This window comes from Streptomyces sp. NPDC025638 (assembly GCF_055558775.1).
The window spans coordinates 13,364-34,734 of the sequence record NZ_JBVHLX010000035.1; the positions used below are offsets into that span (position 1 = coordinate 13,364).

The following is a 21,371-nucleotide window of genomic DNA, read 5'->3' on the forward strand; positions in this document are numbered from 1 at the left end:
CCGGTTCCTTTGCGGGGTCGCTGGGATGGGTGTCACGGGCCGACGTGAAGGTAAGGGGCCCACAAGATGGGCAGATGCGCGTTGCCGTCTTCGCGCAGGGCGCGTACGGCGGCATGTAGTGCCCGGGCCGAACCTTCGGTGGCGAGCGCGGGAGGGGTGTGCGGCGGGGGGACGGAAGGTGTGAGTGCACCGTAAACGGCGGCGGCGAGCGGGGCCGCCAATGCGTCGCTGACTGTCCAAAGCGTGGCCAGCACGTGCCGGTATCCGGCGAGATGGAGGGCGGCCGCCGGGTGGATCGCCTCGTCCGGCAGGGCCGTGCCGCCGCTTGCGGTGTCACATGCGGAGAGGTACGCGAGTTCGCTTCCGGTGAGGTGGAGGCCAGCGATGTCCACGACGGTCAGTGGCTGGTCAGCGAGCAGGAGTGCCGAGGCGGAGGGGTCAGTGGGGCGGGCGATGCCGTGGCAGGCGAAGTGCGCCCAGCGGTGCTGGGGCAGATCGGTCCGGACACGGTCATGGGTGGCTGCTGCGCCCTCGCGTAACGTGCACCGATCGGGCAGGAGCGCGGTGAGCGCTTCGATCTCACCCGCGACCTGCAGGTCGGGCACACCCGGAATTCCGGTCGGGGCCACGACCAGCATGCGAGTGTCGGCAGGTTCAGTCGGCGCGTCGGGGTGTCCCGCCGTACGAGCGCGCCGCAGACTGCTGATCGTCGGAGTATAGGAGGAGACGGCCAGGTCGTGAACGCCGGGCCGGCCCGGCTCACCCGCAGCGTGGAGGGGGAGCAGGGCGAGCGGACCGGTGGGGCACCACCAGATGCGGTCGACTGTGCCGAGATGGTCCAGAACCGGCCGAGCGACGGTGCGCCAGAGCCAGGCGAGGGTGTCGGTGAGGACTGCATTCGCGGTGATGGTGCCAGCCAGACCGGGGCCACGGTCGCGTACGGCGGCCAGGAACGCTCCCGTGCGGGCGGACGCCTCATCGGCTGTCAGCGTGGGCAGCGGTAGCAGATCGGTTCGGTGGCGGGTGAGGATGAGCGCATCGCAGCGCAGTCGGCTGACGTTGATCACGACGATCGGCCCAGCGGCGGCGGCCTCTTCGGCGCACGGGGGTTGTGCCCGTAGAAACGTTGTGAATCCGTCCAGGCCGCGGACCTCCGCAACCAGCTGGTCCCAGACTCTGGCCAGCTCCATTCTGCCTATGCTGGGGGTGGTTTGACTGCTGTCGGAGTGATCCAAGGCGGTACGGACGGTATCCAGGCGGGCCGCGAGTACTGGGTGGTGTTCGCGTAGCAGGGTCACATCGGTACGCAGGTCCAGCAGCTGAGCCCACAGCACGGTCCGGCCCTGTTCGAGGAGGGCGAGAGCGCGGTCGGCGTCGCCGAGGTCTACGGCCGTCGCAGCGGCGTCGGTGGCCAGATGGGCGAGGTCGGCAAGACGACGTTCCTGGTCGCTACGCTCCAGCCCGCGCCAGGCGAGCAGCGGCAGCAGCTCAACGCCGGCGGCGAGGGCATCGAGTGCGGCAGCGGTGTCCCCCGCGGTCCGGGCCAGCTCGGCTGCGAGCATCGAGCCCTGAATCCGGACGGTGACCGCCGAAGCGGCTGACTCGGCGGCAGCGCGTGCGGCCGTGCGTGCGGCGGCCAGGTCCGCGGGGTCACGGTCCAACGTGTGCCGTTCGGCAAGGACCTGGGCGAGTGTGTGAAGCGCGATGGCGTCAGCGTGGTCGGCGGGGGCATCGGAGGTTGCGGCGTGGGCCCAGTCGACGGCCTCGTCGAGGTCGGCGTGTTCACCGGAGAGGCGGTGCCGCTGTAACAGCGCGGCCGCCAGGTTGGACTGGTGGCGTCGACGGGCCAGATGGGCCGGGCCGGTGAGGTTGAGCGCGCCGCGCCAGGCGTCGATGGCGGCGTCGAGGTCGGCGCGCACGGTCTCGTCGGCGTTGGGGCCCGCCGGACTGGTGGCCGCGTGGCGAAGTTCGAATCGGGTATGAAGGGCGAGTGCGAGATTGGACAGGACGGAGGGGCGCGCCGTCAGAGGGGTGGCAGGTGCGTCACTGGCCAGGCGCAGCAGTGCTACGGCCTCGTCGAGGTTGTTGAGCGCGAGGTCACGTTCGGAGGTCGTCCTGGGGGCGGTGAGCTCGGCCCGCAGAACGAGGGCATGCCCGAGGTTCGTCTGGTGGTTGGTCAGGTCGCTCCCGGTGTACGGCTCGGTTTCGGCAGCGCGTCGCAGCACCTTGATGGCTTCATCGAGATCGGCCTTGGCACCCAGGTGCTGGTAGCGCATGGTGAGCGTGGCACCCAGATTGCCCAGGGCGGTGGTGTCGATGGGCCGGGATGCGGCGGCCGTGACAGCCCCGCGGGCGGTGGCGACGGACTCGTCGATCAGCGCCATGTCACCGGACAGCTCGAACGCAGTACTGAGGACAACGTTGAGATGGGTGCGCGCCGTGTCACTGCTGTGCGCGGATGTTACGGCCTCGCGGGCGACGGTGATGGCCTCGAGGAGTTCGGTGATATTTCCGGTCCACTCCGCACGTCGGGTGAGGGCAGCGGCGTACGTGCCGAGATGGGCAGCGCGGTCGAATGAGTCGGCGGGGGTGCGAGTCAGGGCCGTTTGCGCGGCGTCGATGGCCTCGTCGATGTCCTCGAGACGGGCGAGCCGCTCAAATCGCAGCCGCAGCGCGGTGGAGAGACCGGCCCACCAGGCGTGCGAGCCGTCCAGGTGGGACATCGGTCCGTTGCCGGTGAGTACGGCCGCACGACGGTGGCAAGCAATGGCCTGGTCCAGGTCAGCAACATCACCGGTGCCGTTGTAGGTCCTGCCGTGTACGGTGCCGAGCAGGTTGTGCGCACGGGGGCTGTTGAGGGTGGGGGCATCTTGGTCAGGAACGGATGTGCTGCTCCCTTGGGCGACGGTGGGATCGGGGAACTGTCCGAGGTCGAAGCCGGATCGGAGTACGGTCGCCGCGGCGGCAAGGTCGCTGGCATCGGCGTAGGTGTCGTGGCGGTCGAGGAGGGCGGCAGCGAGACTGGTCCGGTACAGCGGGGTGGACGTATCGTCCGTGGTGGCGAGGTCGAGTGCCTGCCGGCTCAACGCCACTGCCTGGTCGAGGTCGGCGCGCTGCTGGTGCACGCCCCAGCGGCGCAGATGGAGCGTGCTGAGCTGGGACAGCGCGAGTGGGCGAATCTGCTGTCCGCCGAGGGCATCCTGCTCGGCAGCGGCGTCCGCCACCTCGCGGAACAGCGCGGCGGCCCGGTCGAGGCCGTCTGTGTCGCCGTCGAGGTCGGCGCGCAACGCCTGTGCACCGGCCAGCTGCAGGAGGGCAACGGCTCTGCGGGGGTCGCCAGGCGGCAGGACGCAGGCCAGCATCGAGTCGAGGACGAACGAGCGCTCGGTGGTGCGTTCCGCTCCGGTGGCTCCGATGGACTCAAAGGAGCCGTTCGCCGAGTTCTGGGGCCGTTCGGGCTCGGCGGACGCGAATCGGTCATGAATCCCAAGGGACAGTTCCACCAGGTCGTACCACAACGCCTCAGCCTGTGCCTGGCCGAAAGCGTCCGGCAGCGATTCATCGGACACGGCCACGGCAAGCTCGGAGGCGGCGTCGCGCAGGGCGTGCGCGAGCGCGATGACGTCGGCATCATCGTCGTGGGCCTCCGCAATGCGCAGCAGCGCGCCGATGTACGGTCGCAGGAGCAGCGGCCGTTCAGTGAGGCCGAGCGGGCACTCGGCGAGCCCGGCGGCCAGGGCGTCGCGCGCTTCGCGACACTGGCCCATGGTGCCGTCGGGAAGGGCCGCGAGCTCCAGCAGCCACCCTCCCCAGGTGTTGAGGGCGGCCAGGCGGCAAGGCTGTCCCGGTGACAGGGTGACGGCAGTGGCCCTGGCCGTCGCCACCGCCCACTCCAGGTCATCCTGCTTGCCTTGGCCGAGATAGCGCTCATAGGCCAAGCCGGACAGCGTGAAGAGGATCTCGGCCGAACCGTTGTCGTCGAAACATCCCTCTACCGGGGCGTCGATCTGCTCCAGGATCTCGACGAGCAGCTCGGGGAGCTCGGCGCCGGGCCGGTCCCGGATCACCAGGAAGCGGCTGACCGCGTTGTCCAGTTCAGCCGAGTCGCCGTCCGGCCAGGCCGCGAGGTAGCGAACCCAATAAAGCCAGGCGACGGCTGCCCATCCGGGGTCGTCGTCGCCTTCAAGTAGGCGAACCGCATGGCCGAGATCGCGTGTTGCCGACCGGCTCAACACCGCCCGGGAGCGGCCCCTTTCTTCGAATGCGCGAATCCGGGCCCACAGCCGGTCCAGGAGTGACTTGTCCATGTTTCCGCCCCCTGCTCACGAGGGTACGGTCCGCGATCCTGACGGCGCGGCATTTTGATGCAGATGCGCTCCTCGACGTCATGGCGGGGGCGAAGGCGGGGCTGACGCTCCGGTGGTGGGATGTCCCCGCTGGTTGAGCGCTCGGGTCAACTCCCGGTTGGCCTCCCGGGCCGCCCGAGGGGCGCGCTCCCCGGTGTTGCGCGTCGGCCGGGCCACCGCGCCGCGCCGCCATCAGAGCGGCGACGTCAGGCGGGGACGTCGTCGGGGGAGAGGTTGGGGCGGGCGCGGTGCCAGCGTCGGAGTGGCGCCACCGGCCGGAGGCGTCGCGGGTGACGTCGACGCCGACTTCCACCACCAGTTCAGGTTCCACCAGCGTGACGTTCAACGTGTCCTGGTGCCGCATCGGGCGGAGAACGACCAGCCCTTCCATGGACGGCCGCGCCGGGCCGGAGCGAGGAGGCCGGCGACCATTGCTGCTGGTCGTGCCGACGAGGTTGGTGGTGCGGCCGGTGTATTCCATCGTCGTCGTGCCTGCCGAGCAGCAGCGTGCGGGGAGCAGCCAGAGTGCCGGTGAGCGCACCGACGATCGCGTCGGTCGTCTCGGGGGCCTATTGGTGAAGTGGCGGTGTTCGGCCGCTGCGCTATTCCCGGTGTGTGAGTGGGGTCAGGTTCTGGATACCGATGGTGGTCAGCAGGTCGAGCTGGTCGCCGGCGGTGCTGCCCGGTGGTGCAGTGCAGACGGCGATGCGAAGGTCGCTGCCGGGGATGGTGAGGGTGTCGCAGTCGACGGTGACGGGTCCGAGGTCGGGGTGGTGGACGGTTTTGCTGTCGGTGGTGTGGAAGCCCACGGTGTGGGAGTTCCAGAGGTCCTCGAAGCGGTTGCTGGTGCGCCGGAGGTCGGTGATCAGTGTGTGCAGGGGCTTGTCCTGGGGGTAGCGGGCGGCGGAGGAGCGCAGGTCGGACACGAGGGCTGTCTCGAAGCGGGTCTGCTGTTCGGGGGTGTGGGTGACGCGGGTGGGCAGGTCGGTGAAGTGCCGCCAGGCGATGTTGCGTTCTCGGCCGCGCCAGGGTGAGGGGTCGCCGAGGAGGGCGGCCCACAGGGCGTTCCAGGAGATGATGTTCCAGGCGGCGTCGTGGACGCTGAGGGGGGTCGCACTCAGCTGGTCGAGCAGGCGCTGGACGCTGGGCGGTATGTGAGTGGAGACGTGGCCGGTGGTGGGCGGGGCCTGTCCGGCGAGCAGATACAGGTGGTCGCGTTCGGTCGCGGTCAGGCGCAGGGCGCGTGCGAGACAGGCCAGGACTTGTGGCGAGGGTGAGGTGGCGCGACCTCGTTCCAGACGGACGACGTAGTCGACGGAGAGGCCGGCGAGCTGGGCCAGTTCTTCGCGGCGCAGCCCGGGCGCGCGGCGGACGCCTCCGGGGGGCAGTCCTACATCGCGGGGGCTGGTGCGGTCGCGCCAGTGGCGCAGGGCTTGGCCGAGAGCTACGAGATCGTCGTTCACGCTGCCATTGTCCGTCCGGTGCCTACGAACAGCCTGGTACTGGCTGACCCCCCGCTCAGGAGAGCTCTCCCTGTTCAGGAGCGCAGCGTGCAGGCTTGGCGGCATGACAGTCACCGTGATCACCGGGGCCAACAAGGGCCTCGGTTTCGAAACGGCCCGCCGCCTCATCGAGCTGGGCCACACCGTTTACGCGGGGTCCAGGGACGTCCACCGCGGCGAGCAGGCCGCGAAGGCTCTGGGAGCCCGGCCGCTGCTGATCGACATCACTGACGAGGCGTCCGTGGCTGCGGCCGCGGACGTGGTGCGGGCCGAGGCCGGGCACGTGGACGTGCTGATCAACAACGCGGGCATCGCCGGGCCGGCCGCACCGGCCGGAGAGTTGACCGCCGCTGACCTGCAGCACGTCTACGACACCAACGTCTTCGGGGCGGTGCGCACCACACGCGCCTTCCTGCCGCTGCTGCAGGCAGCGGGCCACCCGGCGGTCGTGAACGTCAGCAGTGGCCTGGGCTCACTGACGATCAATGCCGACCCGGCCGCCCACGCCGGCATCCTTCCGGCCTGGGCACCGTTGCTGGCCTACAACTCTTCCAAGGCCGCACTGAACATGCTGACCGCGGTCTATGCGCAGGTGTTCCCGCAGATCACCGTCACCTCGGTCGACCCCGGGTTCACCGCGACCGACCTCAACGGCCACCAGGGCACCCAGAGTGTCGAAGAGGGGGCGGCTGTGATCGCCGCCGCCGCCACCGCCAGCCCGTCGGCGCCGACCGGCACCTTCGTCGGCGCCTCGGGCCCCGTCCCCTGGTGACAGTCCCTTCCACCTTGTCCACCCGGCCGCATCCGGCGGCCATCGCGCACCACGGAGAAAGAGTGATCACGAACAGCGTTCACCAGAGGACCCTCGCGACCGCCCAGGCGTTCATCGCCGCCTTCGAGAATCGGGACCCCGCCGCGGTGGCCGCGCTCCTGGCGCCGACGGCGACCTTCACCATCCCCCTGTCGATCGCGGGCACCCCGGAGCCCTGGTACGTCTTCGACAGCCCCGCCCACATCCTGGGCTACATCGAGTCGGTCGCGGCGAAGTTCGACCACGTCGCCTTCCTCGACAAGGTCTGGACGGTCAGCGAGGACGCCCGATCGGTGTTCCTCCAGGCCAACGGCGACATCCTGTCCAGTGCGGAGAAGCTCGTCTACAACAACGTCTACATCTTCCGCATCGACATTGTCGACGGGCAGATCACCCAGGTGTGGGAGTACGCCAACCCCGTCGCCTACGCAAACCTCGGCATCGAGAACTCGGAAACTGAAGCCGCCGCTCAGAAGCGCTGACGATGCTGCTGTGCCGGTTGCCCGCACCTGGGCAGCCGGCACAGGCGACCAGCTACTTGCCCCTGACCAAGGGGTTGGCCAGCTGACCACGCTGATCTTGTGGGTCGGTGCGGTGCTGGAGTCTGCGCTGCCGTCCTTGTTCACCTGGCGACGACCGTCATCCGGTGGAGGTTGGCGAAGACCCCGAGTCCGGCCCAGGTCTGGGCGCCGGCCAGACGGCGGAGGCGGGTGCGGCGGAAACTGAAGGCCCCAGCTGCGGGGCATGACGGCCTCCGGAGGCTGCTGGAACCGTCGATTCTCCAGCGATCCGACTCCATCACCTCCATCAGACCCGGAGCGCTTCAGGGATCGGCGCCTACTCCAGCCATTCGACGCCGCTGGCTGCCGTAGGGGATGTCCGGTCAACGTGGTAGTTCACGTGCGGCCGGTCCGTGTGCGCTGGACGGGTGCAGTGCGCGCCCCCGTCGGGGCTTTCAGGCCAGCAGTAGCCAGCCGCCCGCCCCGCTGAGTTCTGTGCGCGGGCCTTTCGTTGTGCCAGCAGCCGTCCGCGAGGGGATTGCGGGCGGCTGCTGGCATTCTTTGAAGCTCCGCCATCTTGAAGTGACTGGTCAGCGGGGTGGCGTGACCTCGTTTCGGGGTGCTCGTGCTGGTCGTGGGCGGCAGTCTGTGTTGTAGATCGTCCGGCGGGGTGGTTTTGCCGATGAGTTCACCGTTCTCGAACGGTCTACCCAGCGACACGACCGTTCCCGACAGGAGTGCCATGTCCACCATCCAGCCAGTGATCGTGACTGCCGACCAGGACGTTCTGCTCGGCTTCTATACGAAATCGTTCGGCGCTGAGGAGATCTTCCGGGTACCGGCGGAAGGCCCGGCCTTCTACCTCAACGTCGTCCCGTGGGTTCCGGGTCCCAGTTGGGCACGTGCTCTGGGTATCGGAAAAGGCGCCGGCCGTGCCGCGGACGATGCCGTGGCCCGCCGTACGGACGAGGGAGCGCAGGCGACGGCGGCGGCCGTCGTCGATCGGCTGCCACAGCCGGCCCGGATTCGGGACCGGATGTGGTGGAGCGCGCCGCCGCCCGAGCGGGTGAACTCCAACTCGTACGCGTACGAGGCCCGATTGCTGATAGGGGAGTTCGCCACGGCCCGCACCCCTGTGAGCCCGCCCTCGTGCACAGCAGCTGTTCGACCTCGGCGGCGGGCACGGTGGTGTCGGCCGCGGTGGTGACGTCTCATGCCCATTCGATGCCGAGTTCGGTAAGTGCGGCCCGTTGGGGTTCGGTGAGTTTGTCGCGGCGGCTGCGGGTGTTGCTCATGAATACGCCCAGCCGTACGGATACCGACGTGCTTTCTCCGTGGCCGGGTCCTTCCACGGTGACTGTCTCTGTGTGGGCCCTGGGGACGTGGTGGTGGCCTTCGCGGGTGGATGTACTGCGCGAGGGCGGCAATGCCCTTTTGGAAGGCTGCTGAGGGCTTCCTTGCGCCCTCCGCGGCGCCTGCTGTGCTGACTGGGGGCGGGGTGGGCCGATGGGTGGGTGTCAGACGCCATCCGCTTATCGATTGCTGGGCTGGTCTCGTCGAACAGGGTTCCTGATCGGGTGATCACGCGAGAACTGGCGCATGGCAGCAGGGCCTCTTGGTAGCTCGGGGGTGCGAACCGAACCGAGTACCAGGAGGCCCTGTTGCCGCAGTCTTTCGCGCTCGCGTGCGTGGAGTCCAACTCGCTCTCCCCGCCGTGTGACTGTCTCGCGCACAGGTTCGGCAACGCTGCAGACCGGCCGAACCGCACCCCGTGCTACGTCTTTGACATGACGGAGGCAGAGTGGCAGGTCATCCGGGCCGTGCTGCCGGTTCCGGCCTGGCTGGAGGGACGGGGCGGGCGGCCAGAGGGCTTCTGCCACCGGCAGATGATCGACGCAGTGCGCTATGTGGCCGACAACGGAGTCAAGTGGGCCAACCTGCCTGCGGACTTCCCACCGTATCGGCGTGTGCATGCTTTCGTCCGCCGCTGGCAGGTCACGGGTCTGCTCGCCGAGCTCCACAACCGGCTGCGCGACAAGGTCCGGGAGATGGAGGGCCGCTCACCCGACCCGACGGCCGCGATCGTGGACTCGCAGTCGGTGCGGGCGGCGGCGAACATCCCGCGCTCGACATCCGGCTGGGACGGTGGCAAGAAGGTGGGCGGCCGCAAGCGGCACCTGGTGGTGGACTGCCTCGGCCTGGTCCTCGCCGTCGCGGTGACCGCGGCGAGCGTGCAGGACCGCGATGCCGCCGTGCCTCTTCTGGAACGGCTGCGAAAGCTGTACTTCTCGATCCGCCTGGTGTGGGCAGACGGCGGCTATGCCGGGCGGCTGGTCGACTGGGCCCGCGAGAAACTCCAGCTCACCGTTGAGATCGTCAAACGCACTGATGACACGGCGGGGTTCGTGGTGCTTCCGCGCAGGTGGGTGGTGGAAAGAACGCTGAGCTGGCTCATGCGCTCGCGTCGCCTGGCGCGTGACTACGAGACGCTGCCCGCCATGCACGAAGCCATGGTGCTGTGGTCGATGACCATGCTCATGAGCGGCCGTCTGGCCGGACGCCGCCCGGGTGCCTTCAGCCGGCCGGCGCCGCGAGCGCGGTGAACACTCCCGGCCGCACCTGCAGGGCCCACCCCCGCTCCACCAGGCGTTTCGCCTTCGACCGCAGCCCCTCGACCTTCGCCGGGACCGCCTGAAGCCCCAGGGCCACGGCCAGCTGCCGGCAGCGCATGCCATCCCGGCCCGCTTCCGACTCCAGCACCGACACGATCCGCTGGTAATCCGGCGCGAGGACCGACGCCTCCATGCCCTCGGCCCGCCGCGGCACCGGCGACCCCGCCACCGTGGTCCGCGCCGGCTCCGCGATCGCGGAAGGCGGCCCGGCCAGCACCTCGGCCACCGTCACTCGGGCATCCACCAGCCGCTCAAGCGCGCGTTCCGCCTCAGCGAGCGCGGCCTGCACCCGCTCGGCCTCCTCGCGCAGCCGCGCGATCTCTTCCCGGATCTTCTTCTCCCGGGCCTCCAGCAGACCGAGCACCGACGGCATCAGCCACCTCCACGAGCCAGACCAGCGGACGAACCACGCTCATCTCTCCCGCCGCCGACTGGAGTTCATGCCCGCCCACCCCGAACCAAGCGATCACGTTCGGAAAGCGGATGGCGTCTCAGGCCAAGCCTGGCCAGTCGTTTCTGCTGCTCGTCGGTGAGTTCGCTCCAGTTTCGGGTCTGCCGTCGGACCCATGCGCCCAAGTCGTCACCCTGAAACGTCACGCCGGGGTTGATGTCGGGGAGCCGGTGGTCGGGCTCGTCGGCGGCGAGCTGGGCGAGGACGCGGTAGTGGCGTTGCCAGTCCAGCGGCCAGGGGCAGTCCCAGTCCGGGTCGATGGCGGTCAGCTTGCGGCCCGGGTCTGGGCGCGTTCGGGGTTTTTGCCGAGTCCGTGGGGGCGGCGGAGGTTGGTGATGAGCTGGCCGATGGGGATGCTGGTGCGGTCCGGGCCGTCGGGGTCGGGGCCTTCCCACAGGGCGTCTTGGCGGGGGGCGAGGTGTCCGTGCGCGCGTCGGTAGGAGCGGAGCACGGCGAGCCTGTTCTCCCAGGCTTCTTCGCCGGGTTCCCAGACCATGCCTTCGGCGTCGAGCTGCTGGATCCGATGGCTGTCGAGGTCGCCGGTACGACGTGCTTTGCGTTGCTGGTGGATCCACCGTCCGAGGGGGAACGTGTCGGTGATGCCGACGGTGACTTCGGTGTCGTAGGGGACGGCGTGCAGGCCGGTGATGTGGTGTTGGGCGCGCCAGCGTCTGAGGGCTTGGTAGCCGGTGAGCCAGACGGTGGAGTCGGGTCGGTAGACGCGGTTGCGGAGGAATGCGGCGATGGTGGCGGGGTCGCGGGGGGTGGAGAAGTGCAGCAGTGCTGATGCCGGCGCGCTCCCGGTCTCGCCGGCCTGGTCCTGTTCGCCGGCCGTGGTGGCGGTGATGTGTCCGTCGGCGTCGCGTTGGAGGTGGAGTGTGCGTTGTCCGCTGGTGGTGGCGGGGGAGGCGAGGTCTTCGATGAGGTGTTCGGAGTGGCTGCGCAGGCCGTTGAGGACGGCGACCAGGGGTGCGTACGAGGCGCTGGAGACCATGTCGGTGGGGTTTTCGCCGGGTTGGAGGAAGACGGGGACGAGGATCCGTGCGGTCTTTGTCGTCCCGTCGGGGTTCGGCCGCAGGGCTCGGCCGATGTTCTGGACGATGTCGACTTGAGAGCCGCGGGTGTCGGCGAAGCAGATGGCTTCCACGCCGCGTTCGCCGACGATGTCGACGCCTTCCCCCAGGACCCGTACGGAGGCGAGGAAGGCGCGGTGTACCCGTCGCCCGTCGGTGTCGATGCCGTTGGCGAACTGGTGGATGGTTGCGCGGCGTTCGGCGACGAGATGGTCGCCGCACAGCCATGCCGACCACACCCGCTGCGGCGGCACGTGCCGGCCTTCGTCGAGGTCGTAGAAGCGTGCGTCGATCGAGGACGGCGGCATCCGCTCCGCCGCGGCCAGAGCCTGCTCCGGCACCTCCGCCTCATACACCGCGGCAGCCGTCTTCGGCAGGCTGTCCGCGAACGCCGCGGCTTCCTCGACCCGGTGATGGAACGTCATGACGGTGCGCAGGTTGTGCCGCGCGGCGTGCTCGAGCAGCGCGGTCTCCAGCAGCGCCAGGCGCCGGCCACGCACCGCCTCCTCCGAGCCCTCAATGGCCTCGGCAACTGGGTCGGGGTCGTGGATCTCGAGCACGTCGATCTCGAAGGGGGCGAGGATGCCCCGCTCGATCGCCTCCGACAGTCCCAGCTCGTAGATCCACTGGCCGTAGGGCCCGTCGGGGTCGGAGGTCATGGAGGCGATCTCCAGCTCCTGGCCGTCTGCGCCGTGTACGGGCTGGGGGGAGGCGAGGATGCGCGGGGTGGCGGTCATGTACAGCCGGAAGCCGGCCGGGATGCGGGCCTGGTCGTGGATCGCCGACCACGGCCGGCCGATCTTCGCCTGTAGTGGCGTCCGCCTGCTTTGGATGGGTGGCACAGCTGCGGCTGATCGTTGGACGGGATCGCAGTGCCGGCTGCCGTCTCTCAGCGGCGTCGTCCCCACCTTCTGCGCCGTGTACGTACCGCCGCGGCTTCCACTGATGCCAGGTTCTGCCGACTGTAATGCGTGTAGGGGTGGTCGGGGCCGAGGGTGCGCATTAGGGCGATCAGGTTGCGGCGGTGGAGGTCGGCGGCTTCTTGGTGTCGGCCGAGGTCGTTGAGGGAGAGACCGAGGTTGTTGCGGCTGTTGAGAGTGTCGGGATGATCGGGTCCTAGGGTGCGTTCCCGCTCGATGAGGTTGCGCTGGTGGAGGTCGGCGGCTTCTTGGTATTGGCCGAGGACGCTGAGGGCGCGGGCGAGGTTGTTGCGGCTGGTGAGGGTGTCGGGGTGGTCGGGTCCGAGGGTGCGTTCGCGGTCGGTGAGGGTTTGTTGGTGGAGGTCGGCGGCTTCCTGGGAGTGGCCGAGGTCGTTAAGGGCGACGGCGAGGTTGTTGCGGCTGGTGAGGGTGTCGGGGTGGTCGGGTCCCAGGGCGCGTTCGGTGTCGGTGAGCGTGTATTGGAACAGGTCGGCGGCTTCCTGGCGGCGGCCGAGGGCGCTGAGGGCGCGGGCGAGGTTGTTGCGGGTGTTGAGGGTGTCGGGGTGGTCGGGTCCGAGGGTGCGTTCGCGGTCGGTGAGGGTTTGTTGGTGGAGGTCGGCGGCTTCCTGGTAGTGGCCCAGAGCGCTCAGAGTGGTGGCGAGGAAGTCGCGGCTGCCGAGGATCTCGGCGTGGTCAGGTTCGAGGTGTCGGGTCTCGGCGTCGAGCATGTGCTGGACCAGAAGGTGCACGTCGCTGGCGAAACCGGCGGTATCGAGGGTGATGGCGAGGGTGTTGACGGCATCGCGGGCGGTGGTGAAGTTCGCGTCGGGGGCGCGATTGAGGACTGCGATGAGGTGGGGAGTGAGGAGCCGTGCGGTGGCCCACCCTGCGCGTCCGGCTTGAGTGGTGTCGTGGACGGCCTGGATGAGGTGGGTGTCCACGGCGGTAAGGCAGGCTGCTGAGTTGATGCAGGGCGTGGGGAGGGCCATGACTTCGCGGACGAGTGGGTGGAGTACAAGCTGACCAGCTCCGAGAGTTGGTCCCTGGGTGTTGGGGGGTGGGGTGGTGATGAGGCCGTATTGGTGGAGTCCGGCGAGGGCGGCGTCGAGGGTGGTGGCGGTGGCGGGCTGTCCGGTGGCGTCGGTGAGGAGGGAGGGGTGATGAGGGTGCGGGGGATGGGGGCTGGTTCGAGGAGGGCGAGGAGGTGGAGGAGGGGGCGGGCGAGGGTGTAGCCGTCGGTGTGGAGCTGGTCGAGGGAGATGTGCCAGGTGACGCGGACGACGGTGCGGGCCACAGTCGGATCGTCTGCGCGGGGGTGGGCGGCTGCGACGAGGTCGTCGAATTCCAAGTCCAGGGCAGCTTGGTAGGTGGTGAAGGTGGTGTAGCGGCTGGTGGGTGTGGCGAGGTAGCGGCCGACGGCTTGCAGGGCCAGTGGGAGGCCGCCGAGTCGGGTGGCGAGTGTGCGGGCGTCCTCGGGGGTGCCTGCGAGGGGTGCGGCGTCATGGAGTACTTGGCCTGCCGCGTCCTCCTCCAGTGGGTCGAGGTTCATGATCTGGGCGTGGGGGCCCCAGGTGGTTGTGGTGGTGTCGCGGCTGGTGATCAGGAGCAGTCCAGCGCTGTCAGGGCGCAGCCAGCCGCGGGTAGGCGGCTACGGGCTCGGTTCCGGGGCCGATCCGGGTGGGGGTGTCGACGTTGTCCACGACGATCACCCAGCCTGCCACTTGGGCGAGGTGGTCCCAGACGGTATCGACGAGTACGGCTCGCCCCGTCTGTGCTTCGGACAGTTGGTGGTCGCTCAGGCCGAGAGTCTGGGCGATGGTGGTGAGGTCGGCGGCGAGCTGCTCGGGGTTGTCCTGCCAGCGGATCCAGAAGACAACGCATCCGTCCTGCTACGCCTGTTGGGCAGCTTGGGCGGCGAGGGTGGTCTTGCCCAGGCCGCCGGCGCCGCAGACCACCACCATCCCGCCACTCCGCCCTCGGGCCAGCCTGCGCAGGGCGGCGAGTTCCTCATCCCGGCCGCGGACCGGCGCCGAAGGGAGGGGCGGTCTGAAAGAAGGGTGGGCGGCCGCGGTTACAACCCAGCGCCGCCCGGCGTCCGTGCCCCCACCGGGCTGCGGGGCCTGACCGGCTCCGTTGTCGCGTAGGCCGTAGAGGGAGAGGGGCAGGCTGATCAGGCCGATGACGCCTCCGACCACGCTGGAGGTCTGGTCAGCTGTCGACAGCCCGTACCGGGCTACCGCCCATACCACTGCCCCGATCAGCGCGGCGAAGGCCGGCGCCAGCAGCAGTTTCGGCAACAGCTGTCGCCACCGGTCGCGTGCCCTGAAACCGTCTGCTCGCCTACGCACGGTTCGCATTTCCCCCGGCTCCCCCCTCGTGATGGAGGGAGCATGCCCGAAAGCCGCATGAACCGGGCCAGGACGGTGGTTTCGGTACGCGGTCGTGACGGGGTCGGCAGCAGACACAGGACTGGCAACCGGGGGGTGCCTCTATGTCCTTCATCAAGGTGGTCTGCGGTGGCTGTTTCGGTGGTGCGCGGTTCGTAGAAGGTGCCGTCGCGGAGCATCGCGAAGAGCACGCCCATGCGGTGCCGGGCGAAGCGGAAGAGAGCCTGGATGCGGGTCTTCCCCTGATCCCGCCATATGTCGCCCCTGCAGTTCGCCTGGCTGCAGGTGAACTGGATCGGTCGTGATCTACCTGAGAGCCCGCCGGGGCTTGGGCTGTGTTGCCGGAAGCGTGATCACGCGGCGTCCCTCGCCGGGGCCGGTGCCCCCGGGCACGTCACAGCGCGAACGCCGGGACCCCGGGGGTACGGGTCACACCGCACCGCCCGTGCCCGCGAGGGCGCCGCGGGCGGCGGCGCGAGGGCCGGCCCGATCAGCGGCATGACGGCCGCCAGCATCTCCGCCTCGCTCGCGGTCCCGTCCACGACCAGATCGGCCGCCGTCCGGGAGGGCGCGACGTGGGCTGCGTGGCGGTCCCTGCCGGTCTGCAGATAGTTGCGCAGGGACAGTCGGGGGTCCTGCCGCTGCATCTCGATCTTCCGGAGGATCTTGCGGGCCAGGCGTATGTCGTCGGGGGTGTCGACATACACCCGCCACGCCGCCCGCCGGACCACGGACGGCAGTGACAGCGCGAACAGGCCCTCGACCACGACCAGCAGCACGCCGGGGCGCAGCAGCGCCGCGTCAATGGCGTGTGTCACCGCTGTCTCGTCGATCGACCCCGGATGGTTCCAGTCGAGGACGGCGTGACCGTCGGCACTGACCGTCCACACACCCCTCAGGGGGTCGTGCGCGGGCACGTAGTAGTCGTCCAGATGGACCAGCGCGATGGTCTCGGGACACTGCAGCGACAGGGTTTCGGCAAGGGTGGACTTGCCGGATGCGGTGCCGCCTGCGACCGCCAGTACACCCGTCATACCGGGCGCTCCTCATGTGCTCAAAGGGGATAGACGACGCGGCCGGACAAGCCGGGTGCAGGGAATGTACGGCGGCGTGATCGCCCATGGCAAGCGGGGAAACGCGGCCCGGTTCAGCGGAGGCCAGGGCCGCGACCTTTGGTCGACCTGCGCACCGGTCTCGGCGATGCCGCGGACCTTCAGCGTGGCGTAGCGGCCCTTGGGCGCGGGCGTGACGTCGACGCGCGGGAACGAGTAGTCGAGGCAGCGCACCTGCGACCAGGCGACCCCGCCCGGGCCCCACCCGCACACCGGGAACAGCACCGACGGCCGCCGCCCTCGATGCCCTGACCAAGACGTCTCCGGCAGGTCGCCCGGCAGAGCCGGAGAGATCGCCGGGGCGGCCCTCTACCTCGCCAGTGAGGTGGCCGGATATGTACAGGGAACGACGGTCGTTGTTGACGGCGGCGGGTTGGCCGCCCGACTGTAGGCGCCGCGGAGTCGAGGTGCCGCTGGCCGCTGGTGCGACTCCGGAGGTCACCCGTCGGAGCCGACCGAGCCCGCGGCCCCCGGAGTCCGCAGCACGTAACACACAGCACATAGTCTCAACGGCCGGTAGGCTGCTGCGGGGAAGCGGCTCTCCGTACCCGTTAGGGTGACCCCTGGGACGGGATCCGGAGGCTGCCCCGGTGGCTCCGGGGGGTGCCTCTATGTCTTTGGTCAAGCGAGGCGTGGGGTTCTGGGTTCGTAGAAGGTGCCGTCGCGGAGCATGGCGAAGAGCACGTTGATCCGTTGTCGGCCAGGCGGAGAAGTGCCTGGGTGTGGGTCTTCCGGCGGGCTCGGCATTTGTCGTAATAGGTGCGGGAGGCCGGATCGTGCACGGCAGGCTGGCTTCGTTCACGTGAAGGTTCTGGCTCAGCTTCTGTGAAGCGGCCACGCTGAGTAATCGGTGGCTGGTGACAGTTCCGGCTGGTTAGGCTCCGGACCATGAGCGGACCGGTGTTGGTGATCGAGTTGGCGGAGGCCGTCCCCCGCGTGGCGATCCAGCGGCTCCGCGAGTTCCTGCTTGGCGCCTCGGCCCGGTTTGAGGAGAAGCGGGTCGGCGAGTACGAGCTGAACATTCACGCGGAGAGCCTCGGGATCACGGACGCCGGGGACGTAGACGGACGTCGGCCCGTCCTGGTTTCTCTCATGGGGCCTGGAATCGGTGACGAGGCCGTCTTCGAGGCCGAGCACGCTGACGAAGTCGACCAGGAACTTCTCATCGGCTTCACCCCCACCCACGCGGTCGACGTCATCGCGTTCTGCAACCGTCCTGTCGACCACCTCGTCACGGCCCTGCTGACCGCCGCCGTCATGGATGTGATCGGTGGTGTCGCCAACGCCGAACTGCGAGAAGATCAGATTTCAATCGTGGCCGGCCTTCCCGGCATCGTCGCAACGATCACCGATCCGTGCCCCGCCGCGTACGGCTCGGTGGAATTCCTCCGAGCGTGGGCCCAACAGCCCGGTTTCCGGCTCCTGAAGTAGCTGGAACTCAGCCAGCTGGTTCACGCGAGTAGTACCCGCTTGCGTAGCAACTTGAAGCCCGCTCGGCCGAACATCTGGCGCTTGAGCATCTTGATCCGGTTGACGTGCCCTTCGACGGCACCTGAGTTCCAGGCCAGGGTCAGCCCGGCGATGACGGCGTCGAGGTCGCGGTCGATGCCTGCGGCGAGGGTGTGGAGGCTGGGCAGGTCGTCCTGCCGGACGGCGTCGAGCCAGTCAGGCAGGCGCTCGCCCTGGCGCTCGGTGAGCATGGTCGCGAAGGAGCGGACGTGACGGGTGAGGGCGTCGATTTCGGGGCAGTGGGCGCGGACAGTCTTGAGTTGGAGCTGTTCGGGCTCGGTGAGGGTTTCCGGACGGCGGAGGATCCATCCGGCGACCGTCCGGGGCGAGGGCGGCCGGGCGGTCACTGGCCGTGGTGAGGTGCGCTTGTCGTGCAGGTAGGCACGAACGCGCTGGTAGCTGCCCCTGTAGCCGAGCGGCACGATCTCCTCCCACAGCTTCCAGGCGTTGGTGCAGCCCTCGTTCCAGCGGTCGTCAAGGTAGGGCTTGTACTCATCCAGGACAGAGGGCCGGTGCTGCCACTGGCCGGTGAAGAGCTCTTCCGGTGTCGCGGCGTCGGCGAACTGTTTGACGGTGCGGTAGGTCATGCCTAGCTGGCGCTGGATCGAGCGGCGGCTGTGCCCGGCCTTCAACAGTGCGTGGACGGCGGTGTGCCGGGCCCGGGTGCGGTCGGCGAACCGGTGGCCTCGCGGCCAGGGTGACCCGTTCGCTTCCTCGGCAGGGGCGGGCTCCGGCTCGGCTTCGGGGGCCGTGGGAGCCAGGGATCGAAGGCAGCGGCGGTGCTGAGCGACGCTCCGTTCGGCGGCTTCGCTCAGGTTGTGCCAGAGGTGCCACCGGTCCGCGACCTGGATGGCTTGTGGCGCGCCGAGGGCGGCGCCCTCGGCGAGGAAGGGCGCCCGGTCTCGGCATACGACCTCGACGCCGGGCCGTTGGGCGAGCCAGGCCGCCAGGCTCGATGCCTCCCGGTCCGGCAGCAGGTCCACAGGACGGCGGGTTTCGATGTCGACGAGGACGGTGCCGTAGTGACGGCCCTTGCGGGTGGCGTACTCGTCGACGCCGACCACCCGCGGAACAGCCACCCCTGGGTTGGGAAGAGCGTCGACCAGGCGCAGGACAGTACTGCGGCTTACGGACACCCCGAGGACGGATGCCAGGCGAGCGCCGGCCCGGCCTGCCAGGGCGAGACCGACCGCAGCCAGAGTCGACCGCAGCCGCTCAGTCCGCTGACCGTACCGGCGGGTCAGGCCGGGTATCTGCTCGACGAAAGTGCGGCGTGCGCAGCCCGAGTTCCCGCATGCGAACCGGCGGACCCGCAGCCGTAGGACAACGCTTCGTCCGGCGCTCGGCACATCAGCGGGAAACCGCAGGTACGAGCCATGAACCCGGTTCGACCAGACCCCACAAACCGGGCACACGGCACCGTCCGTAGTGCAGTGCGCGTCGACACGCACTGTCTCGATATTCACGTCCACCGACAGCACCGCGACGTCCGCGATCGACGGGAACAACAGCTCCTTCAGCCGGAGCACGACCTCTTCCACGGCCCCGAACTGTCGGCCCAACGACCCCGTCCACAGCTCATTTTCAGGCGACTTGGCGTACCGCCCGGAGACGTCGAGCCGTCACTCAGCGTGGCCGCGAGAAGCTGAGCCAGAACCCGTTCTCGTGAACAAAACCACGGGACACCAGCCCGCCCCCTCGGCACCCGCACCGGTGGGGCCACGGCGGCTTCCGGCTGGTCCGACTTCATGCCCGCCAAGCGGTTGAGCTCCATGGCGTGGTTGGGGTTCCGTCTCCCGGGCAGCTGAAATGCTTCGCGTATGACTCCCGGGACCGGCACTGTCGAAAGTTCGGCAAGGGCGCGGCTCGTCCTGTCGACCCTCGCGGCCGGTCAGTTCCTGATGGCTCTCGACAGCTCCGTCATGAACGTCTCGATCGCAACGGTGGCCGACGACGTGGGCACGACGGTGACCGGGATCCAAGGTGCTATCACCGCCTACACGCTCGTGATGGCGATGTTCATGATTCCCGGAGGCAAGGTCGGGGCGCTGATCGGCCGGAGACGCGCGTTCATGATCGGCTGCTGCATCTACGGATGCGGCTCCCTCACCACAGCGCTCGCGCCGAACCTGCTCGTGCTGCTGCTCGGCTGGTCATTCCTGGAGGGCATCGGAGCGGTGCTCATTCTGCCTGCGATCGTGGCGCTTGTGGCCGGCAACTTCGCCGCTGAACGACGCCCCGCCGCCTACGGGCTCGTTGCGGCCGCGGGTGCCGTGGCGATCGCACTCGGGCCGCTCATCGGGGGTTTCGCCGCGATGTACCTTTCCTGGCGATGGGTGTTCGCCGGTGAGGTCCTGGTGGTGATCGGCATCCTGGTGCTCGCTCGCCGCATCACGGACGCACCGAGCGGCAGGCGCCCGCACATCGATCTGATCGGCACCGCGCTGTCCGCGCTCGGGCTTGGGGCCTTCGTCTACGGCGTGCTCCGTTCGGACGAATGGGGCTGGTTCCGGCCGAAGCCCGAAGCGCCCTCGTGGCTCGGGGTCTCGCTGGTCGTGTGGCTGCTGCTGACGAGCCTGCTTCTGGTCTGGCTCTTCGTCGGCTGGGAGGCCCGCCTCGTGGAGCAGCACAGGGAGCCGCTCATCGCCCCGGGCCTGCTGCACAACAAGCAGCTCACCGGCGGCCTGACCATGTTCTTCTTCCAGTACCTCGTCCTGATGGGGGTGTTCTTCGTCGTACCGCTCTATCTGTCTGTCGCTCTGGGCCTGTCCGCGCTCGCGACCGGGGCGCGACTTCTACCGCTTTCCCTGACATTGGTGGCGGCCGCGACCCTCATCCCGCGCTTCCTTCCGGGCACCTCGCCGAGGCGAGTGGTGCGGCTCGGGATCCTCACGATGCTCGTTGGCGCGGTGGTCCTGATGGCAGCCCTCGACGCCGGCGCCGGAGCGGAAGTTGTCACTGTCCCCCTCCTGCTGATCGGGGGCGGGATGGGCGCGCTGGCGTCCCAGCTCGGGTCTGTCACCGTTTCCGCAGTGCCGGACGAACAGAGCGCGGAAGTCGGCGGCGTCCAGAACGCCATCACCAACCTCGGTTCCTCCATCGGTACGGCACTGGCCGGATCGATTCTGATCGCGGCCCTCACTACTTCGTTCCTGACCAGCGTTGAGCAGAATCCGGCGATCCCGTCCGAGGTCAAAAGCCAGGCGGCCGTTGAGCTTCAGAGTGGCGTGACATTCCTGTCGGACGCCCAGCTCAAGACCGCTCTCGACGAAGCGGGCACGAATGAGGAGGTGGCCCAGGCGGCGCTGGAGGCGAACGCCGACGCCCGGTTGGACGGCCTGCGCGCAGCGCTTGCGATCCTCGCGTTCGCTTCTGTTCTGGCGATGTACTTCACCTCAAGGATCCCGACGGCCCCGCCCCGCTCGACGTAGCCGTGACGGGGATGTCGCGTAGTCCGTGTCTGCTGCGCTGTCTCGCTGGGGCAGGAAGCGCAGCGACGGGATCCCTCAGGTGACGCGCGGTGCCCGTTGGCGCGGGCTGCCGCCTGTGGGCTGGGCCACGCACAGGGCCCAGATGACGACTCCCGAGAACGCCATCATCAGGGTGGACCACAAAGGGGCGTACGGCAGGGACAGGAAGTTGGCGATGATGATCAGTCCGGCGATGACGATGCCGGAGATCCGTGCCCACTTCGCGGCCTGGAACAGCCCCATGTACACCACCAGCCGGGCGGGAAGCAGCCGTTTGCGCTGTTAAGCACACCCGCAAGCGGCCACCACCCGATCCACCAACCCTGGTGGATACACCCAGGTCAACAGCCCAAGACCCGATAACTCAGAAACATTCGTAGACACCCGAACCACCCCCAGCCCTGCTCGACCTTGCCGCCCAGGTGCCAGCCTCCGTCCTGAGCGAGGTACTGGGCATCTGGGTCTGCTGCACGATCGGGTGACATCCTGTCACCCAAACCTGCATCAGAGGGCGGTACGTGAGCTGAGCTTGGCGTTTATCCTCGGCGGGTTTCGTGTTCCTTGATCGTGTCGGCGCGTTTGACGGTCTTGCCGACGTCGTGACGCTTGGCTCGGTGT

15 protein-coding genes and 3 pseudogenes are annotated in these 21,371 nt (G+C 69.0%); 8 read left to right on the plus strand and 10 right to left on the minus strand.

Annotation, left to right across the window (positions count from 1 at the left end; all coding sequences use genetic code 11):
• Positions 1-32 precede the first annotated feature (32 nt).
• Entirely contained in the window at positions 33-4,307 is a 4,275-nt protein-coding gene (locus ACZ4EG_RS44560) for a CHAT domain-containing protein (RefSeq protein WP_467794772.1), read from the minus strand.
• Positions 4,308-4,948: 641 nt separating this feature from the next.
• Positions 4,949-5,809: a helix-turn-helix domain-containing protein gene (locus ACZ4EG_RS44565; protein WP_467794773.1), complete on the minus strand. Its 861-nt coding sequence runs from the start codon at positions 5,807-5,809 to the stop codon at positions 4,949-4,951.
• Between the two features lie 103 nt (positions 5,810-5,912).
• Here ACZ4EG_RS44565 and ACZ4EG_RS44570 point away from each other — a divergent pair, with 103 nt between their 5' ends.
• The 4 genes and pseudogenes from ACZ4EG_RS44570 to ACZ4EG_RS44585 all read left to right on the plus strand — a co-directional run bounded on the left by ACZ4EG_RS44570 (position 5,913) and on the right by ACZ4EG_RS44585 (position 9,762).
• Positions 5,913-6,620, plus strand: a complete 708-nt coding sequence (locus tag ACZ4EG_RS44570; protein ID WP_467794774.1) for an SDR family NAD(P)-dependent oxidoreductase — start codon at positions 5,913-5,915, stop codon at positions 6,618-6,620.
• Between the two features lie 62 nt (positions 6,621-6,682).
• Positions 6,683-7,141, plus strand: coding sequence for a nuclear transport factor 2 family protein (locus ACZ4EG_RS44575; protein ID WP_467794775.1), 459 nt, complete (start codon positions 6,683-6,685; stop codon positions 7,139-7,141).
• Positions 7,142-7,901: 760 nt separating this feature from the next.
• Positions 7,902-8,030 (plus strand): annotated as a pseudogene (locus tag ACZ4EG_RS44580) (extradiol dioxygenase); the annotation flags it as partial.
• 916 nt (positions 8,031-8,946) lie between these two features.
• Complete coding sequence (locus ACZ4EG_RS44585) at positions 8,947-9,762, plus strand: IS5 family transposase (RefSeq protein WP_467794776.1); 816 nt, start codon at positions 8,947-8,949, stop codon at positions 9,760-9,762.
• On the opposite strand, the gene ACZ4EG_RS44590 is transcribed toward ACZ4EG_RS44585, so the two are convergent.
• The 4 genes and pseudogenes from ACZ4EG_RS44590 to ACZ4EG_RS44605 all read right to left on the minus strand — a co-directional run bounded on the left by ACZ4EG_RS44590 (position 9,734) and on the right by ACZ4EG_RS44605 (position 14,623).
• A complete protein-coding gene (locus tag ACZ4EG_RS44590) occupies positions 9,734-10,204 on the minus strand; it encodes a hypothetical protein (protein ID WP_467794777.1) in 471 nt (156 codons plus the stop codon). The genes ACZ4EG_RS44585 and ACZ4EG_RS44590 overlap by 29 nt on opposite strands.
• Positions 10,205-10,320: 116 nt before the next feature.
• Positions 10,321-12,155, minus strand: a pseudogene (locus tag ACZ4EG_RS44595) (helicase associated domain-containing protein); the annotation flags it as partial.
• 89 nt (positions 12,156-12,244) lie between these two features.
• On the minus strand, positions 12,245-13,216 hold the full coding sequence (locus tag ACZ4EG_RS44600) for a tetratricopeptide repeat protein (RefSeq protein WP_467794778.1): 972 nt from the start codon (positions 13,214-13,216) through the stop codon (positions 12,245-12,247).
• Between the two features lie 948 nt (positions 13,217-14,164).
• A complete protein-coding gene (locus tag ACZ4EG_RS44605; RefSeq protein ID WP_467794779.1) occupies positions 14,165-14,623 on the minus strand; it encodes a hypothetical protein in 459 nt (152 codons plus the stop codon).
• Between the two features lie 143 nt (positions 14,624-14,766).
• On the opposite strand from ACZ4EG_RS44605, the gene ACZ4EG_RS44610 reads away from it, so the two are divergent.
• Positions 14,767-14,967: a hypothetical protein gene (locus tag ACZ4EG_RS44610; RefSeq protein ID WP_467794780.1), complete on the plus strand. Its 201-nt coding sequence runs from the start codon at positions 14,767-14,769 to the stop codon at positions 14,965-14,967.
• A gap of 48 nt (positions 14,968-15,015) precedes the next feature.
• Here ACZ4EG_RS44610 and ACZ4EG_RS44615 read toward each other — a convergent pair whose 3' ends face one another.
• On the minus strand, positions 15,016-15,696 hold the full coding sequence (locus ACZ4EG_RS44615) for a uridine kinase family protein (RefSeq protein ID WP_467794781.1): 681 nt from the start codon (positions 15,694-15,696) through the stop codon (positions 15,016-15,018).
• A 370-nt stretch (positions 15,697-16,066) separates the two neighbouring features.
• On the opposite strand from ACZ4EG_RS44615, the gene ACZ4EG_RS44620 reads away from it, so the two are divergent.
• Positions 16,067-16,165: a hypothetical protein gene (locus tag ACZ4EG_RS44620; RefSeq protein ID WP_467794786.1), complete on the plus strand. Its 99-nt coding sequence runs from the start codon at positions 16,067-16,069 to the stop codon at positions 16,163-16,165.
• A 230-nt stretch (positions 16,166-16,395) separates the two neighbouring features.
• Here the strand turns inward: ACZ4EG_RS44620 and ACZ4EG_RS44625 are convergent.
• Positions 16,396-16,550 (minus strand): annotated as a pseudogene (locus tag ACZ4EG_RS44625) (IS110 family transposase); the annotation flags it as partial.
• A 112-nt stretch (positions 16,551-16,662) separates the two neighbouring features.
• On the opposite strand from ACZ4EG_RS44625, the gene ACZ4EG_RS44630 reads away from it, so the two are divergent.
• Positions 16,663-17,205 carry a DUF6368 family protein gene (locus tag ACZ4EG_RS44630; RefSeq protein WP_467794782.1) on the plus strand — a complete coding sequence of 181 codons (543 nt, stop codon included), beginning with the start codon at positions 16,663-16,665 and terminating at the stop codon, positions 17,203-17,205.
• 20 nt (positions 17,206-17,225) lie between these two features.
• Here the strand turns inward: ACZ4EG_RS44630 and ACZ4EG_RS44635 are convergent, their stop codons facing one another.
• The gene (locus ACZ4EG_RS44635) at positions 17,226-18,824 is read right to left on the minus strand and encodes an ISL3 family transposase (protein WP_467794783.1); all 1,599 of its coding nucleotides are present in this window, start codon (positions 18,822-18,824) and stop codon (positions 17,226-17,228) included.
• A gap of 279 nt (positions 18,825-19,103) precedes the next feature.
• Between ACZ4EG_RS44635 and ACZ4EG_RS44640 the strand changes: the two genes are divergently transcribed.
• Complete coding sequence (locus ACZ4EG_RS44640) at positions 19,104-20,714, plus strand: MFS transporter (protein WP_467794784.1); 1,611 nt, start codon at positions 19,104-19,106, stop codon at positions 20,712-20,714.
• 75 nt (positions 20,715-20,789) lie between these two features.
• Here ACZ4EG_RS44640 and ACZ4EG_RS44645 read toward each other — a convergent pair whose 3' ends face one another.
• Positions 20,790-20,996 carry a DUF7144 family membrane protein gene (locus ACZ4EG_RS44645; protein ID WP_467794785.1) on the minus strand — a complete coding sequence of 69 codons (207 nt, stop codon included), beginning with the start codon at positions 20,994-20,996 and terminating at the stop codon, positions 20,790-20,792.
• Positions 20,997-21,371: the final 375 nt, after the last annotated feature.

What these genes read in the sequence shown, in the direction of transcription:
- ACZ4EG_RS44560 (WP_467794772.1), bottom strand. Translation starts at nt 4,307, where the DNA reads ATGGACAAGTCACTCCTGGACCGGCTGTGGGCCCGGATTCGCGCATTC.
- ACZ4EG_RS44570 (WP_467794774.1), top strand. Translation starts at nt 5,913, where the DNA reads ATGACAGTCACCGTGATCACCGGGGCCAACAAGGGCCTCGGTTTCGAA.
- ACZ4EG_RS44585 (WP_467794776.1), top strand. Translation starts at nt 8,947, where the DNA reads ATGACGGAGGCAGAGTGGCAGGTCATCCGGGCCGTGCTGCCGGTTCCG.
- ACZ4EG_RS44590 (WP_467794777.1), bottom strand. Translation starts at nt 10,204, where the DNA reads ATGCCGTCGGTGCTCGGTCTGCTGGAGGCCCGGGAGAAGAAGATCCGG.
- ACZ4EG_RS44610 (WP_467794780.1), top strand. Translation starts at nt 14,767, where the DNA reads ATGTCCTTCATCAAGGTGGTCTGCGGTGGCTGTTTCGGTGGTGCGCGG.
- ACZ4EG_RS44615 (WP_467794781.1), bottom strand. Translation starts at nt 15,696, where the DNA reads ATGACGGGTGTACTGGCGGTCGCAGGCGGCACCGCATCCGGCAAGTCC.
- ACZ4EG_RS44630 (WP_467794782.1), top strand. Translation starts at nt 16,663, where the DNA reads ATGAGCGGACCGGTGTTGGTGATCGAGTTGGCGGAGGCCGTCCCCCGC.
- ACZ4EG_RS44640 (WP_467794784.1), top strand. Translation starts at nt 19,104, where the DNA reads ATGACTCCCGGGACCGGCACTGTCGAAAGTTCGGCAAGGGCGCGGCTC.
- ACZ4EG_RS44645 (WP_467794785.1), bottom strand. Translation starts at nt 20,996, where the DNA reads ATGGGGCTGTTCCAGGCCGCGAAGTGGGCACGGATCTCCGGCATCGTC.